This is a genomic window from Haloplanus salinarum (assembly GCF_009762275.1).
In the GTDB taxonomy this organism is placed as follows: Archaea; Halobacteriota; Halobacteria; order Halobacteriales; family Haloferacaceae; genus Haloplanus; species Haloplanus salinarum.
This window is the reverse complement of the sequence record NZ_CP034345.1, coordinates 2,139,193-2,153,674: the sequence shown is the minus strand read 5'-3', so window position 1 is coordinate 2,153,674 and position 14,482 is coordinate 2,139,193. Positions and strand designations below refer to the sequence as shown.

12 protein-coding genes are annotated in these 14,482 nt (G+C 70.5%); 8 read left to right on the top strand and 4 right to left on the bottom strand.

The genetic code is table 11. The features are described from left to right. Positions 1 to 22 precede the first annotated feature (22 nt). The 4 genes from EI982_RS12420 to EI982_RS12405 all read left to right on the top strand — a co-directional run bounded on the left by EI982_RS12420 (position 23) and on the right by EI982_RS12405 (position 5,629). Positions 23 to 886, top strand: a complete 864-nt coding sequence (locus tag EI982_RS12420) for a CbiX/SirB N-terminal domain-containing protein (protein WP_157690000.1) — start codon at positions 23 to 25, stop codon at positions 884 to 886. A gap of 1 nt (position 887) precedes the next feature. Then, positions 888 to 1,988 carry a DR2241 family protein gene (locus EI982_RS12415; protein WP_157691186.1) on the top strand — a complete coding sequence of 367 codons (1,101 nt, stop codon included), beginning with the start codon at positions 888 to 890 and terminating at the stop codon, positions 1,986 to 1,988. 129 nt (positions 1,989 to 2,117) lie between these two features. Beyond that, entirely contained in the window at positions 2,118 to 4,343 is a 2,226-nt protein-coding gene (gene katG / locus EI982_RS12410; RefSeq protein WP_157689999.1) for a catalase/peroxidase HPI, read from the top strand. A 140-nt stretch (positions 4,344 to 4,483) separates the two neighbouring features. Next, positions 4,484 to 5,629 (top strand): pyridoxal phosphate-dependent aminotransferase, encoded by a 1,146-nt coding sequence (locus tag EI982_RS12405; RefSeq protein WP_157689998.1) that lies wholly within the window; start codon positions 4,484 to 4,486, stop codon positions 5,627 to 5,629. Positions 5,630 to 5,636: 7 nt separating this feature from the next. On the opposite strand, the gene EI982_RS12400 is transcribed toward EI982_RS12405, so the two are convergent. Then, positions 5,637 to 7,772 carry a PAS domain S-box protein gene (locus tag EI982_RS12400; protein ID WP_157689997.1) on the bottom strand — a complete coding sequence of 712 codons (2,136 nt, stop codon included), beginning with the start codon at positions 7,770 to 7,772 and terminating at the stop codon, positions 5,637 to 5,639. Between the two features lie 110 nt (positions 7,773 to 7,882). Between EI982_RS12400 and EI982_RS12395 the strand changes: the two genes are divergently transcribed. From EI982_RS12395 to EI982_RS12385, 3 genes are read left to right on the top strand one after another with little or no spacing between them, the layout of a single operon-like run. Further along, positions 7,883 to 8,794, top strand: a complete 912-nt coding sequence (locus EI982_RS12395) for a DUF5995 family protein (protein WP_157689996.1) — start codon at positions 7,883 to 7,885, stop codon at positions 8,792 to 8,794. 31 nt (positions 8,795 to 8,825) lie between these two features. Continuing rightward, complete coding sequence (locus EI982_RS12390) at positions 8,826 to 9,986, top strand: thiolase C-terminal domain-containing protein (RefSeq protein WP_157689995.1); 1,161 nt, start codon at positions 8,826 to 8,828, stop codon at positions 9,984 to 9,986. After that, positions 9,983 to 10,450: a Zn-ribbon domain-containing OB-fold protein gene (locus EI982_RS12385; protein ID WP_157689994.1), complete on the top strand. Its 468-nt coding sequence runs from the start codon at positions 9,983 to 9,985 to the stop codon at positions 10,448 to 10,450. The genes EI982_RS12390 and EI982_RS12385 overlap by 4 nt, the downstream gene beginning before the upstream one ends. 84 nt (positions 10,451 to 10,534) lie before the next feature. On the opposite strand, the gene EI982_RS12380 is transcribed toward EI982_RS12385, so the two are convergent. Beyond that, the gene (locus EI982_RS12380) at positions 10,535 to 12,139 is read right to left on the bottom strand and encodes a Na+/H+ antiporter NhaC family protein (RefSeq protein ID WP_157689993.1); all 1,605 of its coding nucleotides are present in this window, start codon (positions 12,137 to 12,139) and stop codon (positions 10,535 to 10,537) included. A gap of 104 nt (positions 12,140 to 12,243) precedes the next feature. On the opposite strand from EI982_RS12380, the gene EI982_RS12375 reads away from it, so the two are divergent. Next, positions 12,244 to 12,717: a redoxin domain-containing protein gene (locus EI982_RS12375; protein ID WP_157689992.1), complete on the top strand. Its 474-nt coding sequence runs from the start codon at positions 12,244 to 12,246 to the stop codon at positions 12,715 to 12,717. A gap of 170 nt (positions 12,718 to 12,887) precedes the next feature. Here the strand turns inward: EI982_RS12375 and EI982_RS12370 are convergent, their stop codons facing one another. Both EI982_RS12370 and EI982_RS12365 read right to left on the bottom strand, forming a co-directional pair. Beyond that, positions 12,888 to 13,727 (bottom strand): ABC transporter permease, encoded by an 840-nt coding sequence (locus EI982_RS12370; protein WP_199243614.1) that lies wholly within the window; start codon positions 13,725 to 13,727, stop codon positions 12,888 to 12,890. Then, positions 13,724 to 14,392: an ABC transporter ATP-binding protein gene (locus tag EI982_RS12365; protein ID WP_157689991.1), complete on the bottom strand. Its 669-nt coding sequence runs from the start codon at positions 14,390 to 14,392 to the stop codon at positions 13,724 to 13,726. Before EI982_RS12365 ends, EI982_RS12370 begins: the two co-directional genes overlap by 4 nt. Positions 14,393 to 14,482 lie beyond the last annotated feature (90 nt).

Sequence of the window (14,482 nt, the reverse complement as noted above, 5' to 3'; positions counted from 1 at the left end):
CTCACGAGCGTACGACCTCGTAATGAGTGAGGCATTACTGGTCGTCGCGCACGGCTCCCACCTCAATCCCCGGTCGAGCACGCCGGCACAGGACCACGCCGACGCCATCCGGGCGTCGGGCGCGTTCGACGAGGTCCGGGAGGCCTACTGGAAGGAGGAGCCCTCGTTCCGCAACGCCCTCCGGACGGTGGCCGCCGACGAGGTGTACGTCGTCCCGCTGTTCGTCAGCGAGGGCTACTTCACCGAGGAGGTGATCCCGCGGGAACTCCGACTCGACTTCGACGTCACGGACTGGGAGTCCGACGGCACGAGCGCCGACTCGGTCACCCTCCGCCCCGCGGACGTGGACAAGACCGTCCACTACTGTGGGCCGGTCGGGACACACGACGCGATGACCGACGTGATCGTCCGCCGGGCCGAGACGGTCACCGGCGACCCGGACGTCGGCGACGGGGTCGGCCTGGCCGTCGTCGGTCACGGCACCAAGCGCAACGAGAACTCGGCGAAGGCCATCGAGTACCACGCCGGCCGCATCCGCGACGGCGGCCGGTTCGCCGAGGTCCGAGCGCTGTTCATGGACGAGGAGCCCGAAGTCGACGACGTGACCGACCACTTCGAGAGCGAGGATATCGTCGTCGTCCCCCTCTTCATCGCCGACGGCTACCACACCCAGGAGGACATCCCCGAGGACATGGGCATCGCCGACGACGGCGGCTACCCGGTTCCGGCCCGCCTCGACGGACACGACGTCTGGTACGCCGGCGCCATCGGGACGGAGCCGCTCATGGCCGACGTGGTCCTCGAACGGGCGGCCGACGCGGGCGCCGACGTCGACGTCGACGTCCGGATCACGCCTCCGACGACGGCCGTCGCCGACGGTGACTGAGATGGCGGACGCCGACCCCACGCCGGCCGACGCCGTCCGGGTGGCCGCCGCCGACGGCGTCGACTTCGACGGCCTCGAAGTCACACGCGGGCCCGACGGCTTTCGCGTCGCCGTGCCCGACGCCAGCTACGACGGCCTCTCGGCGGCCGCGCTGGACGACGTCGTCGACCGGCACCGCGCGCACGTCGAGAACTGGCTGTTCTGGCACCAGCACGCCCCCCAGCATGACCCCGACTGGGCGTTCCTGCGGTGGGTCGAGCGGGCGGACGACCTGTCGGCCCCGGAGCGTCACGCGCGACTCGGGGGCGACGGCGTCACCCGCGAGTGGGGACAGGTCGCCGTCACCGCCCGCCTGACCGAGGGGGGCCGGCGCCGCTACGAACTCCGGCACGTCGACGACGTCGACGCCGACCGCGAGGCGCTGACCGTCCACACCGACCCCCACGAGGCGCGCCGGCTCCGGAAGACCGACGACGACGGCGACTACCGGCCGCTGTCGACGGCGCCGACGCTCCCCCACGGGTGGGTCTTCGCCGACCTCGACCCCGCGGCGGCGGTGCGGGCCGTCGACGGCCTCTACCCGGCGACGCTCGCCAACTGGCACCGCGAGCGCGAGGGGGAACTCGACGTCACTCACTGGCACGAGGCCGTCGCGCGCCAGACCGGCATCTACGGCGTCGTGGAGACGTGGGACCGGGGCGAGGGCCACGAGCACGTGAACTGGGTCGCCGAGGCCTGCTGTGACGACTCCCAGTGTCTCAAGCGCCGCGAGTGGGAGTACGACGACGGGACGGCGCTCACCCCCGACGGCGGGTCGGGCGTCTTCCCCTGTCGGGAGCCGTGTTCGCTGGTGATCGCCGCGGCGCGGAAGTGGACGCGACTGGAGGCCGAGCGGTCCCGCACCTACGAGTTCGAGTTGACGCCGAGCGAGAAAGAACAGATCGAGACGCTCATCGACGCCGTCGCCGACGGCCGGGCGGGCGAGGTCCGCGACGCCGACACGAGCGACGGCGCGAACCGGTACCGGGCGCGGTACCTCCGCGCCAAACTGTTCGACGACGAGGGCAACCTCGGTGGCGTGCCGACGGACGCCGACGGCTGAGGCGCCGCCCTCGCCCCCCGCCGGTCGCCACCGCCGCGGAGCCCACGACGGCCCACTCCTCGCCGCCGTTCATCATCTGCCAACAACAACGATTAGTACGCCCGTGTCCACGTTCCGGTAGACACAGTAATGACGGACGACACACCCTCTCACGGTACGGGAGATGCCGACGACGACGCGTTCGTGGCCGACGGCGGCCAAGCGATTCGGAGCGGGCGGCGGTCCCCACGGGACTGGTGGCCGGACGCGCTGGATCTATCGATTCTCGACCGGAACGCGCGGACCGTCGACCCGCAGGGGGCGGACTTCGACTACGCCGAAGCGTTCGAGGAACTCGACTTCGAGCAGGTGAAAGCGGACATCGAGGACGTGCTAACGGACTCGAAGGACTGGTGGCCCGCCGACTACGGCACCTACGGGCCGCTGTTCATCCGGATGGCGTGGCACAGCGCCGGCACCTACCGGACCACGGACGGCCGCGGCGGCGCCTCCGGCGGGCACCAGCGCCTGCCCCCCGTCGACAGTTGGCCGGACAACGTGAACCTCGACAAGGCGCGCAGACTGCTCTGGCCCGTCAAGCAGAAGTACGGCAAGAAGCTCTCGTGGGCGGACCTGATCGTCCTCGCCGGCAACGTCGCCCTAGAGTCGATGGGCTTCGAGACGTTCGGCTTCGCCGGCGGGCGCGAGGACGACTTCGAGCCCGACGATGCCGTCGACTGGGGGCCCGAGGACGAGTGGGAGATGTCCGCAGACGAGCGGTTCGACGAGGACGGGAGCCTCAAGGCGCCGCTCGGCAACACCGTGATGGGCCTCATCTACGTGAACCCCGAGGGGCCGAACGGCGAGCCGGACCTCGAGGGCTCGGCCAAGAACATCCGCGAGTCGTTCGGCCGCATGGCGATGAACGACAAGGAGACCGTCGCGCTCATCGCCGGCGGACACACGTTCGGGAAGGTTCACGGCGCGGACGACCCCGAGGAACACGTCGGCCCCGACCCCACGGACGCCCCCATCGAGGACCAGGGCTTCGGCTGGGAGAACGACTTCGGCGAGGGCAAGGGCCCCGATACGATCACCAGCGGCATCGAAGGTCCGTGGAACGCCACGCCGACCCAGTGGGACCTGAGCTACGTCACCAATCTGCTCACCTACGAGTGGGAGCCCGAGAAGGGTCCCGGCGGCGCGTGGCAGTGGACCACGAAGAACGACGAACTCGACGGGGCCGCCCCCGGCGTTCAGGACCCCGGGGACAAGGAGGACGTGATGATGCTGACGACCGACGTCGCCCTGAAGCGCGACCCCGATTACCGCGAGGTTCTGGAGGAGTTCCGGGACAACCCCAACGAGTTCCGGATGGCGTTCGCCAAGGCGTGGTACAAGCTGATCCACCGCGACATGGGGCCGCCCGAGCGGTTCCTCGGCCCGGAAGTCCCCGAGGAGACGATGATCTGGCAGGACCCGATCCCCGACGCCGACTACGAACACATCGGCGAGGCCGAAATCGACGAGCTCAAGGAGCGGCTCCTCGCCTCGGAGCTGTCCACCGCACAGCTCGTCAAGACCGCCTGGGCGTCGGCGTCGACGTACCGTGACAGCGACAAACGCGGCGGCGCCAACGGCGCCCGCATCCGCCTCGAACCCCAGCGGAGCTGGGAGGCGAACGAGCCGGAGCAGCTGGCGACCGTGCTGGAGGTGCTGGAGGATATCCAGGCCGAGTTCAACGACTCGCGGTCCGACGACGTGCGTGTCTCCCTCGCCGACCTGATCGTCCTGGGCGGCAGCGCGGCCGTCGAGCGGGCGGCGCGGAACGCCGGCTACGACGTCGACGTCCCCTTCGAACCGGGCCGCACCGACGCCACGCAGGAACGGACCGACGTCGAGTCCTTCGAGGCGCTCGAACCGATGGCCGACGGGTTCCGCAACTACCTCGGCGACGGCTACGGAGACAGCCCGGAGGAACTGCTGGTCGACAAGGCGGAGCTGCTGGGGCTGACCCCCGCCGAGATGACGGTGCTGGTCGCCGGCATGCGCGAACTGGGCGCGACCTACGGCGACGGCGACGTCGCCTTCACCGACGGGTCGGAGACGCTGACCAACGACTTCTTCGTGAACCTGCTCGACATGGGCTACGAGTGGGAGGAAGCCGACGGCGAACACCTGTACGAGGTCCGCGACCGCGAGACCGGCGAACTCGAGTGGGAGGCCACCCGCTTCGACCTCGTCTTCGGGTCGAACGCCCGGCTTCGCGCCATCGCTGAAGTCTACGGCGGCGACGACGGCGAGGAGCAGTTCGTCCACGACTTCGTCGACGCGTGGCACAAGGTGATGAGCAACGACCGCTTCGACCTCGAGTGATCGGGGCCCCGACGTCCCGACTCTCGCTCCCGACGTAGTCGGGCGGCGACCCGACGACCCCTTCTCCCCGCCGTCCCGCGTGCCGAGCAATCGTCCCCACACCGGAGCGTATTCGTCGGTCCCCCGCCTACGGTCCCTCGATGGTCTCCGAGCGCGCGGGCGACGTGACCCCGTTCCTGGCGATGGACGTGCTGGAGCGAGCGAACGACACCGACGACGTGATCCATCTGGAGGTGGGCGAACCGGACTTCGATCCGCCCGAGCGGGTGACCGAGACGGCCGTGGCGTCGCTGCGGGCCGGCAACACGAACTACACCGCGGCGCGCGGCAAGCCGGCGCTTCGCCGGGCCATCGCCGCCCACTACGACCGGACGTACGGCGTCGACGTCGACCCCGACCGGATCGTCGTCACCCCCGGATCGTCGCCGGCGCTCCTGCTCGCCATGGCGGCGCTCGTCGACCCCGGGGACGAGGTGGTCCTCACCGACCCGCACTACGCCTGCTATCCGAACTTCGTGCGGACGGTCGGCGGACGCGTCGAGACGGTCCCCCTGCGCCCGGCCGAGGGCTTCCGGCCGCGCGTGTCGGCGTTCGAACGGGCGATGGGGTCGGAGACGCGGGCCCTGTTGCTCAACTCCCCGGCCAACCCGACCGGGGTCGTCATGTCCGGCGGGACGCTCGCGGATCTCGCCACCCTCGCGGCCGAACACGACGCCACGCCCGTCGTCGACGAGGTGTACCACGGCCTCGCGTACGACGCCGAGACCCACACGATGCTCGAGTACACCGACGACGCCGTCGTCCTCGACGGCGTCTCGAAGCGCTTCGCGATGACCGGTTGGCGGCTGGGGTGGATGGTCGTCCCGCCGGCGCTCGTCGACGCGGTGAACCGCCTCGCGCAGAACCTGCTCATCTGTGCCCCCAACTTCGTGCAGGACGCGGGGGTCGCCGCCCTGGAGACCCCGCCGGAACGACTCGACGCCGTCCGCGAGACCTACCGCGAGCGCCGCGACCTGCTCGTCGACGCCGTCGCCGACTGGGGGCTCGACCTCGGATACACCCCGCAGGGCGCCTACTACTTGCTGGCGGACGTGAGCGACCTGCCCGGCGACGCCCTCGACGTCGCGGACCTGTTCCTGGAGGAGGCCGGCGTCGCGGTCACCCCCGGCGTGGACTTCGGCGACGCGGCGGCCGACTACCTCCGATTCTCCTACGCGACCGACGCCGACGCCATCCGCGAAGCGATCGACCGGCTCGACGACCTGCTGGCGACCGTCGAGCGCTGACGCCGGCTCACTCGACGACGTCGACGTCGGTGATCTCGAAACGCGCCCCGCCGGCCGCCCCCTCGGTCACGCGGATCGACCACCCGTGGGCCTCGGCGACTTCCTTGGCGATGGCGAGGCCGAAGCCGGTGCCGTCCTCGTCCGTCGAGTAGCCGCTCTCGAAGACCCGCTCGTGTTTCGCCTCGGGGATCCCCGGCCCGTCGTCCGCGACGAAAAACCCCTGCCCGTCGTCGAGCGTGCCGACGGTGACGGTCACGTCATCGTCCGTCGACCCGTGTTCGACCGCGTTCCGGAGGAGGTTCGTCAGCAGGTGTCGGAGGCGCCCCGGATCGCCCCGCAGCGTCAGTTCCGTCTCGACGACGAGGTCCGCGGCCGGCGTCTCGACGTGGTGCCAGCAGTCCGCGACGAGGTCCGCGAGCGCGACCGACTCGATCTCGTTCACCCGTTTCCCCTCCCGAGCCAGCCTGAGCAGGTCCGTGATCAGCTCGTCCATCCGGCCGAGCGCGCGTGCCGCGTCGTCGAGGTGGTCGCTGTCGGACTCCTCGCGCGCCAGTTCGAGTCGCCCTTCGGCCACGTTCAGCGGGTTCTGGAGGTCGTGGGAGACGACGCCGACGAACTCCTCCAAGCGCTCGTTCTGCCGGCGGAGCTCCGCCTCCCGGCGCCGGCGTTCGGTGATGTCCACCGCGATGCCGATCACCTCCGAGACGGCGCCGTCGTCGACGATCGGCTGGTAGGCCGTCTCGAAGAACCGTTCACCGATCTTCTGGACCATGGTGACCACCTCGCCGTCGAGGGCCCGTTCGATCGCGTCGATCACGTCGGGCTGGTCCGCGTAGCGATCGAGCGCCGACTCGCCAACCACCTCGCCCGGTTCGAGGCCGAGCGTCTCCAGGCCGCGACCCTCCGACAGCGTGAACGTGCCGTCGGCGTCGAGCGCGAACAGCACCACCGGCACGTTCGAGACGACCGTATCCAGCCGCTCTTTGGTCTCCCGGAGGTCGCGTTCGTACTCCTTCCGGGCGGAGATGTCGCGGCTGATGACGACGAACCGCTCGTCACCCTCCAGATCGAGGCGTCTGAGGTGGATCGCGACCGGGAACGTCGAGCCGTCGCGACGACGATAGACGCCCTCGAACCGCCGACGGTCGCCGACGTCCATCCGCTCCCAGACCGCCCGCACCTCGTCGGCTTCGACCGACTCGTCCAGCTCCCACACCTTCATGCCCGTGAGTTCGTCGGCGTCGTACCCCGTCTCCTCGCACAGCCGGGGGTTCGGATCGACGATGTTCCCCTCGGTGTCGTGGACGTTGATCATGTCGGGCGAGTTCTCGAAGAGGGCCTCCAGCCGGGCCCTGCTCCGCCGCAGTTGTGTCGCCCGCCGCTCCCGCTCGGTCACGTCCTGGAACTGCGAGAAGACGGCGACGGCGTCGCCGTCGTCGTCGGTCACGACCCGGTTGTACCACTCACAGACGATCCGCTCGCCGTCCGGGCGGACGTTCTCGTTGACGCTCCGGTAGCCGCCGCGGTCCGACAGGAGTGACTCGACGACCTCGCCGACCCGTTCGGTCTCGGACTCGGGGACGATCCACTCCCAGGACTTCCCCAGCAGCTCCTCGGCGTCGTAGCCGAGGATCTCGAGGGCCGCGTCGTTGACGCGTGCGACCTCGAAGTCGTCGTTCCACTCGATCACCCCGAGCGGCGACTGCTCGAAGAACAGCGAGAGGCGCTCGCGGCTGGCTTCGAGTTCCCGTCGCGAGCGATACTGCTCGACCGCGTTCGCGATCCGGTTCGCGAGGACGGTGTACTGGCTCGTCCCGCTGCTTTTCTCCAGGTAGTCGGTGACGCCGGCCGAGATGGCCTCGCTGGCGATCTCCTCGCTGCCCTTGCCGGTGAAGAGGACGAAGGGGAGGTCGCCGTGTCGCTCGCGGACGGCGGCCAGGAACTCGATGCCGTTCCGCCCCGGCATGTCGTAGTCGGAGACGACACAGTCGATCCCGCCCGCGTCGAGACGGTCCAGCCCCGCGGCGGCGCTCGTCGCCGTCTCGACGTCGAACCGCTCGTCTTCCCGTTCCAGAAACTCGCCAGCCAACTCGGCGAACTCCGGATCGTCGTCGACGTGCAACACCCGGATGGATGGCTCCATCTTCACCGGTTGGTCGGGACCCGGTCACCAAAGTGATTCCGGCGCCTGCAGGACGTGTCCGGCCGTTTCGCCGCCAGCTATTTGCGCATCTCGCCCGTCTGCGACACGCGATGGCCGGCTACGCCGCGATGGCTCGACGTCTCGATTCCCGTCACCTGCGGGCGGCGGTCCGCGGGATCCGGGCGGCGCCGCCGGACGCCCCCGATCACGCGACCGACCCGGCGCTCGTCGACCGGTTAGAGCGGCCGTTCGAGGGCGTCGACGACGTCTACACGCGCCTGAACGACCTCGAATCCCGATTGCGGGCCGCCGGCGACCGCCGCGCGGTCTTTCTCACGATCTACACCCGCATGACCGCCGCCGTCCGGGCGGCCATCGCGGACGGCCGCTTCGCCGACCCCGCGTGGCTGCGCCGGTACACCGTCACCTTCGCCGACCACTACCGGCGGGCCCTCCTGTCGTTCGAGCGCGGCGATCACGACGTCGTCCCGGGCCCGTGGCGCGTCGCGTTCCGGACGGCCGTGGCCGGCTCGGCGCTCGTGGCACAGGACGCCTTCCTCGGCATCAACGCGCACATCACCTACGACCTCGCGTTGGCGCTCCGGGACGTCGGGATCGACCCCGACCGTGCGACGAAACGCGCCGACCACGACCGGATCGACGGCGTGCTCGCGCGCCTCGTCGACGCCCAGCAGGCCGCCCTCGTCGACCTCTACGCGCCGGGTCTGTCGAGGATCGACGACACCCTCGGCCGGTTCGACGAGGCGCTCTCCCTGTTCTCGATGACCGAGGGCCGGGCGTGGGCGTGGCTGGTGGCGACCGTCCTGACCGACGTCCCCGCCGCCCCGGCCCGCGCGGCCGTCCACCGGTTCCTCGAGGCGACCGCGACGGGGAGCGCCCGCTTCGTCCGCTCGCCGCCGGTCGATCCGGCCGTCGTGACGGCACTCCGCCGGGTCGAACGCGACCGCGGGGGCGGCGCCATCGACGTCCTCGCGGCGTCCTTCGACGAACACCTCGCCTAGGATTAACTCGCCCGCGAACGACGTGTGGAGTGTGACCGAACCACACGTCGCGGCCGCGGGGACCTCCCCGCTCGGCCGCACCGACCTCACGGGCCGGGACCTCTTCGCGGCCGCCCTCACCGAGGCGTTCGAGGGATTGCCCGACCCCGCCGACGTCGTCGATGCCGTGTACGTCGGCAACCAGTCCGAATCCTACGAGGGACAGATCATGTACGGGACGCTCCTCGCGGAGTGGGCGGGTCTGCGTCACGTGCCCGCCGAACGCGTCGAGGGTTGTGCGGCCGCGGGCGCGATGGCGCTCCGTCACGCCGTCGAGGACGTGCGAACCGGCCGGCGGGACGCGGTGCTCGCCTGTGGCGTCGAGAAGATGACCGCCGGGGGCACCGGCGGTGCCACCACCGCGCTGGCGTCCGCGTTCGACCGCGCGCTCGAAGCGCGGTCGGGCGTCACGGCGCCGAGCCAGTACGCCCTCCTCGCCCGACGATACCTCCACGAGACCGAGGCGACCGAGCGGGACCTGGCTCGGATCGCGGTCAAGAACCACGCCAACGCGGTCGCCAACCCCCGCGCGCAGTTCCGCCGCGAGGTCGACGTCGAGACGGTCCTCGACTCGGACTACGTGGCGCCGCCGCTGAAGCTGTACGACTGCGCCCCGCTCACCGACGGTGGGGCCGCCGTCCTCGTCGTGAGCGACGACGTGGCGTCGACGCTGCCCGGCGGGACGGTCCGGGTTGCGGGCGTCGCCGCCGGCGCGAACAACATCGCCGTCGCGGAGCGGAACCTCTCCTTCGTCGAGGGAGCCCACGAGGTGACGACCCGCGCCTACGCGGACGCCGGAATCGACCCCGCGGACGTCGACGTGGCCGAAGTCCACGACGCGTTCACGGTTTCGGAGGCGCTGCTCGCCGAGGCCGCGGGGCTGGCGCCACGCGGCCGGGGTTTCGAGAGCGCGCTCCCCCCCGCCGAGCGCTCGGCTGGCTGGACCGACACGCGTCTGAGCACGAGCGGCGGGCTCAAGGCCCGCGGCCACCCCATCGGCGCCACCGGCCTCGCCCAGGCGGTCGAAGTGTACGAACAACTCACGGGCACCGCGACGCCCGAGCGACAGGTCGACGACGCGACGACCGGCCTGCTGATCAACGAAGGCGGCGTCGCCGACGCCGTCACCGTCGCACACGTCCTCGCCACATGACCGACGACCCGTCCGATCCCACGACCCCGCCGCGCACCGCCGACGCGTTCACCGCCGACAGCCCCTTCACCCTCCCCGGGTTCTTCGCCGCGCTCGCCGAGGGCGACCTGCTCGCCGCGGTCTGTGCGGACTGCGGGACGCGTCTGCTCCCGCCGCGGCCGGCGTGTTACGCCTGCGGGAGCCGGAACCTCCGGACCGAACCCCAGCCCCGGACCGGCGAGGTGGCGACCTACACCGAGGTCCGCACCCCGCCGCCGGCGCTCGCCGACCGGGCGCCGTACACCGTCGCCGTCGTCGAACTCGACTCCGGCGCACGGCTGACCGGCCGGGTCACCGCCCCCTACGACGTGCTCGACATCGGGACGCGCGTTCGGCTCACGACCCGCCCGCCCGACGACGACGAGCTGGCCATGGCCCGCGACCACGAGCGCGAGTGGCCGATCCACGAGTTCGAGCCGGTCTGATACTGTTTATTGTAAGTCATTACCGGTGGTTCGCCGAGACGGTCCGGCGAACCACCGGCAACCAGTTACAATAATCCGTATGAGTCAGTCGTCGCCGTCCTCCACCGGCGCCCGCCTCTCGGCGCCCGCCACGTCCGTCGGGTCGATCCCCCGTCGCCGCGCGGCGACCGACGAGAGGCCGTACACGAGGCCGACGAGCGCGACGACCCCGACCGGGAGCAAGAGCCACGGGTTCACGCGGGTGTACCCCCAGATCACGAGCAGGGTGGCCGCGACGGCGACGACGGTGACGGCGTAGTACAGTTGCGTGCGGACGTGATCCACGAGGTCGGCACCGGTGAAGGTCGCCGAGAGGACGGTCGTATCCGAGATGGGCGAGGCGTGATCGCCGAAGATGGCGCCGGAGAAGACGCTGCCGACGACGGCCGCCACCATGGCGTGACCGCCGGTCAGGTCCCAGGCGACCGGGACGGCGATGGGCGTCACGATACCCATCGTCCCCCAGGAACTCCCGGTCGAGAAGGCGATGAACGCGGCGGTGAAGAGGACGACGACCGGCAGGAGCGCGGGGTCGAGCACCTGCCCTGCGATCCGGCCGACGTACTCCCCGGTGCCGAGCGCCTCGACGACGTTGCCGATGGCCCACGCGAGCACGAGGATGGTCACTGCGGTGAGCATGATGCCGAACCCGTCGATGGTGGTGTCGACGCTCTCGCCGAGCGAGAGCTCCCCGGTGACGACGCCGATGGCGTACGTCGAGGCGACCATCCCGAAGGATCCGAAGATGAGCGCCACCGCGTAGTCCGCGTCGACGATCGTATCGTAGAGCGACGCGCCGGGGCTGTACCCGGTGTAGAGCGCCGATCCCAGGGTGATGGCGATCAAGACCCCGATAGGGAGAAAGAAGGCAAGCAGCTTCGGGTCCTCGACGTTCGGCTCGCCGAGTTCGGCCGCCACGTCCTGCATCGGCCGGGCATCCTCGCGGGTCACCTCACCCGTCGTCGCCGCGCGGCGCTCCGCGGTGAGCATCTCGCCGTAGTCCCGCCCGGTCAGGACGACGATGCCGACCATGGCCACCGCGAGGATGGCGTAGGTGTTGTAGGGGATCGACCGCAGGAAGACGGCGAAGGCGTCGGGGATCTCGCTCGCCGCGAGGTCGGTCGCCTCGTAGCCCGACTCGATCATCGAGAGCTGGAAGGCGACCCACGAGGAGATGGCGAGCGTCGCCACCGGCGCCGCCGTCGAGTCGACGAGATAGGAGAGCTTCTCCCGGGAGATGTGCAGGTGGTCCGAGACGTCACGCATCGTGCTCCCGACGACCGCCGTGTTGGCGTAGTCGTCGAAAAAGAGGAGCATCCCGAGCAGCCAGGTCACGAGCCCGACCTTCCGCCGGCTGTCGAGGCGGGCGATGGCCCAGTCGCGCACCGCGTGGGAGCCGCCGAGGCGCCAGATCATCGCCACCGCCGACCCGAGCAACAGCGTGAAGATGAGGATCTGGGCGTGGAAGGTACTCTCGCCGACGGCGGCTGCGATCCAGTCGAAGGTCTGCCCCAGGCCCACGCCGCCGGTGAAGATGACGCCGCCGGACCACACCCCGAGGAAGAGCGACAACACCGCCTTCCGCGTGACGATGGCGAGCCCGATGGCGAACAGCGGCGGTACGAGCGAGAGGGCGCCGAACTCGGCCATGGGCCTCGCTACGGCGGGGCCCCAATTAGTAGTACCCGGATCCGGATCGCCGCCCGCTCCCGTTCGTGCCTGGATTTATGTCCGCGGCGCCCGTATCGCGTCGTATGGTTTCTACCGGTGACACCGCACCCACGTTCACGGCCACGCTCGGCACCGCCGAACACGAATCGTTCGACCTCGCGGACCACCTCGGCGACGGACCCGTGGCCCTCGCCTTTTTCCCGGGGGCCTTCACCCCGCCCTGTCGCAACGAGATGCTTGCCCTCCAGGAGCACCTCGACGACTTCCACGACGCCGGGGCCACCGTCCTCGGCGTGAGCGCCGATTCGCCGTTCTCCCAGGGGGCGTTCCGCGAGGAACACGGCCTCGAGTTCGACCTCGTGAGCGACATGGGCGGCGACACGATCCGGGCGTACGACTTGGAGATGGACATTCCGGACCTCGGCCTGCACGGCATCGCCAACCGCGCCGTGTTCGTCCTCGACGACGACGGCGTCGTCACCTACAGTTGGGTGGCCGACGACCCGACGAACGAACCCGACTACGACGCCGTCCTCGACGCGGTCCAGTCGGCCTGACCGGGCACCCGCGGCCGCACCCGATCGGCCGCTCGGCCACCTGCGATGTTATCGCCAGGCCGCCGTCGACGTGTCCCACCCGAATCGCGGTCGTGATACGCATCGAACGGTCCACCCCTCCGGAGCGAGTCGACGCAATCCGTCTTCGACCGAACTGATCGCGGCGGAACCTATCGATTCACGGCCGCGCGGAGCGTCCCGAGCAGCGTCGTCTCGGCGGGTTCGAACCGCCGGAGCTGGGCGGCGTCGGTGAACGCCGCCCGGGCGAGCAGGAGGCTCGTCGTCATGCTGGTCAGCCCGCCCGCGGCGAAGATCATGCCCATGATGACGAACTGGTATTCGGCGGCGTAGATCGGGTTGGCGCCCCCGAGGATCATCCCCGACATCATCCCCGGAATGTACACCAGCCCGAGCGTCCGCATCGCGTCGACGACGGGGATGAGGGAGGCCCGTACCGACTCGGTGACGAACTCCGAGATGGCCCGCTCGGGGGGGACGCCGAGCGCGAGGACGGCCTCGATCTCCTCGCGGTTCGACGCCACCTCGCCCTGGAACCGATCCAGCGTCAGCGAGTTGGTCTTCATGGCGTTGGCGATGATCATCCCACCCACGGGCACGAGGTTGCGCACCGTCCGTTCGATGGCGCCCGCGGCGACCATCGTCACGATGACGACCGTCGAGCCGAGCGCGAGCGAGAGTACGGAGATGCGGAAGGCGTTCGGGACGCCGTCGCCGCGCTTGCGCGACTCCCAGGCGGCGTAACAGACCATCGCCCCGAGCAGGAGCGCGGAGTACGACAGCGGGACGGAGAAGAGCGCGCCGATGAGCGCGCCCATCGCGAGCACCTGGACGAACCCGCGGACGAACGAGCCGCCGAGTTCCCGCTCCAGGTCCAGGTTCCGGAGCGAGGAGATGCCGACGACGACGGCCGCGAGCGCCGTCGCGGCGGCGACCTGCACGAGCCCGCGGACGACCACCGGGTCGGTCAGCCGGTCGGGGACGGCGATCACGCGATCACCTCCCGTGGGACGCCCACGTCGACGATCCGTCCGTCGGCGAAGCGGGCCACGCGGTCGGCCAGCCGTGCGGCCTGTCGCTCGTCGTGGGTCACGAGGATGGCCGTCCGCTCGCCCGTCGCGAGCAGGTCGGTCAGCAACCGTTCGATCGCCGCCTCGGCCTCGCTGTCGAGGCTCGCGGTCGGTTCGTCGAGCAGGAGGACGTCCGGATCGTTGACGACGGTCCGCGCGATGGCGACCCGCTGGGCCTCGCCACCGGAGAGGTCGGACACGTCGCGGTCGGCGTAGCCGGCCAGCCCCACGTCGACGAGCAGCTCGGCGACCCGCTCGTCGCCGACGGACTCGCCGCGGAGCCGCGGCCCGATGGTGACGTTCTCGACGACGGTGCCCTCACGGAGCGCCGGCTGCTGGGGGACCAGCCCAACCCGCTTCCGTAGCGTCTCCGGATCGAGGCTCCGGTAGTCGGTGCCGTCGAGGTACACCGTCCCGCCGGTCGGTTCGTCCAGGCGGTCGAGCAGACGGAGAAACGAGGACTTCCCGGCTCCCGAGGGCCCCACGACGGCTACCGTCTCCCCGGCGTCGACGGCGAGGGAGACGCCGTCGAGGATGGTCTCGCCGTCGACCGCGTACCGTAGTTCGTCGGCGCGCAGTTTCGTCATTGGTGGATTGCCCGCCGTATCGGGGGCGTACCGGTCGTACGGCGCCGTCTCGCATGAACGTTCGCCCCCCAAGAACGAAGTCCCTTCCGT

Bases quoted from the DNA above. Each gene is read 5' to 3' on its own strand.
- EI982_RS12400 (WP_157689997.1), bottom strand. From the start codon at position 7,772: ATGGAGCCATCCATCCGGGTGTTGCACGTCGACGACGATCCGGAGTTC.
- EI982_RS12380 (WP_157689993.1), bottom strand. From the start codon at position 12,139: ATGGCCGAGTTCGGCGCCCTCTCGCTCGTACCGCCGCTGTTCGCCATC.
- EI982_RS12395 (WP_157689996.1), top strand. From the start codon at position 7,883: ATGGCCGGCTACGCCGCGATGGCTCGACGTCTCGATTCCCGTCACCTG.
- katG (WP_157689999.1), top strand. From the start codon at position 2,118: ATGACGGACGACACACCCTCTCACGGTACGGGAGATGCCGACGACGAC.
- EI982_RS12365 (WP_157689991.1), bottom strand. From the start codon at position 14,392: ATGACGAAACTGCGCGCCGACGAACTACGGTACGCGGTCGACGGCGAG.
- EI982_RS12405 (WP_157689998.1), top strand. From the start codon at position 4,484: ATGGTCTCCGAGCGCGCGGGCGACGTGACCCCGTTCCTGGCGATGGAC.
- EI982_RS12415 (WP_157691186.1), top strand. From the start codon at position 888: ATGGCGGACGCCGACCCCACGCCGGCCGACGCCGTCCGGGTGGCCGCC.
- EI982_RS12375 (WP_157689992.1), top strand. From the start codon at position 12,244: ATGGTTTCTACCGGTGACACCGCACCCACGTTCACGGCCACGCTCGGC.
- EI982_RS12385 (WP_157689994.1), top strand. From the start codon at position 9,983: ATGACCGACGACCCGTCCGATCCCACGACCCCGCCGCGCACCGCCGAC.
- EI982_RS12420 (WP_157690000.1), top strand. From the start codon at position 23: ATGAGTGAGGCATTACTGGTCGTCGCGCACGGCTCCCACCTCAATCCC.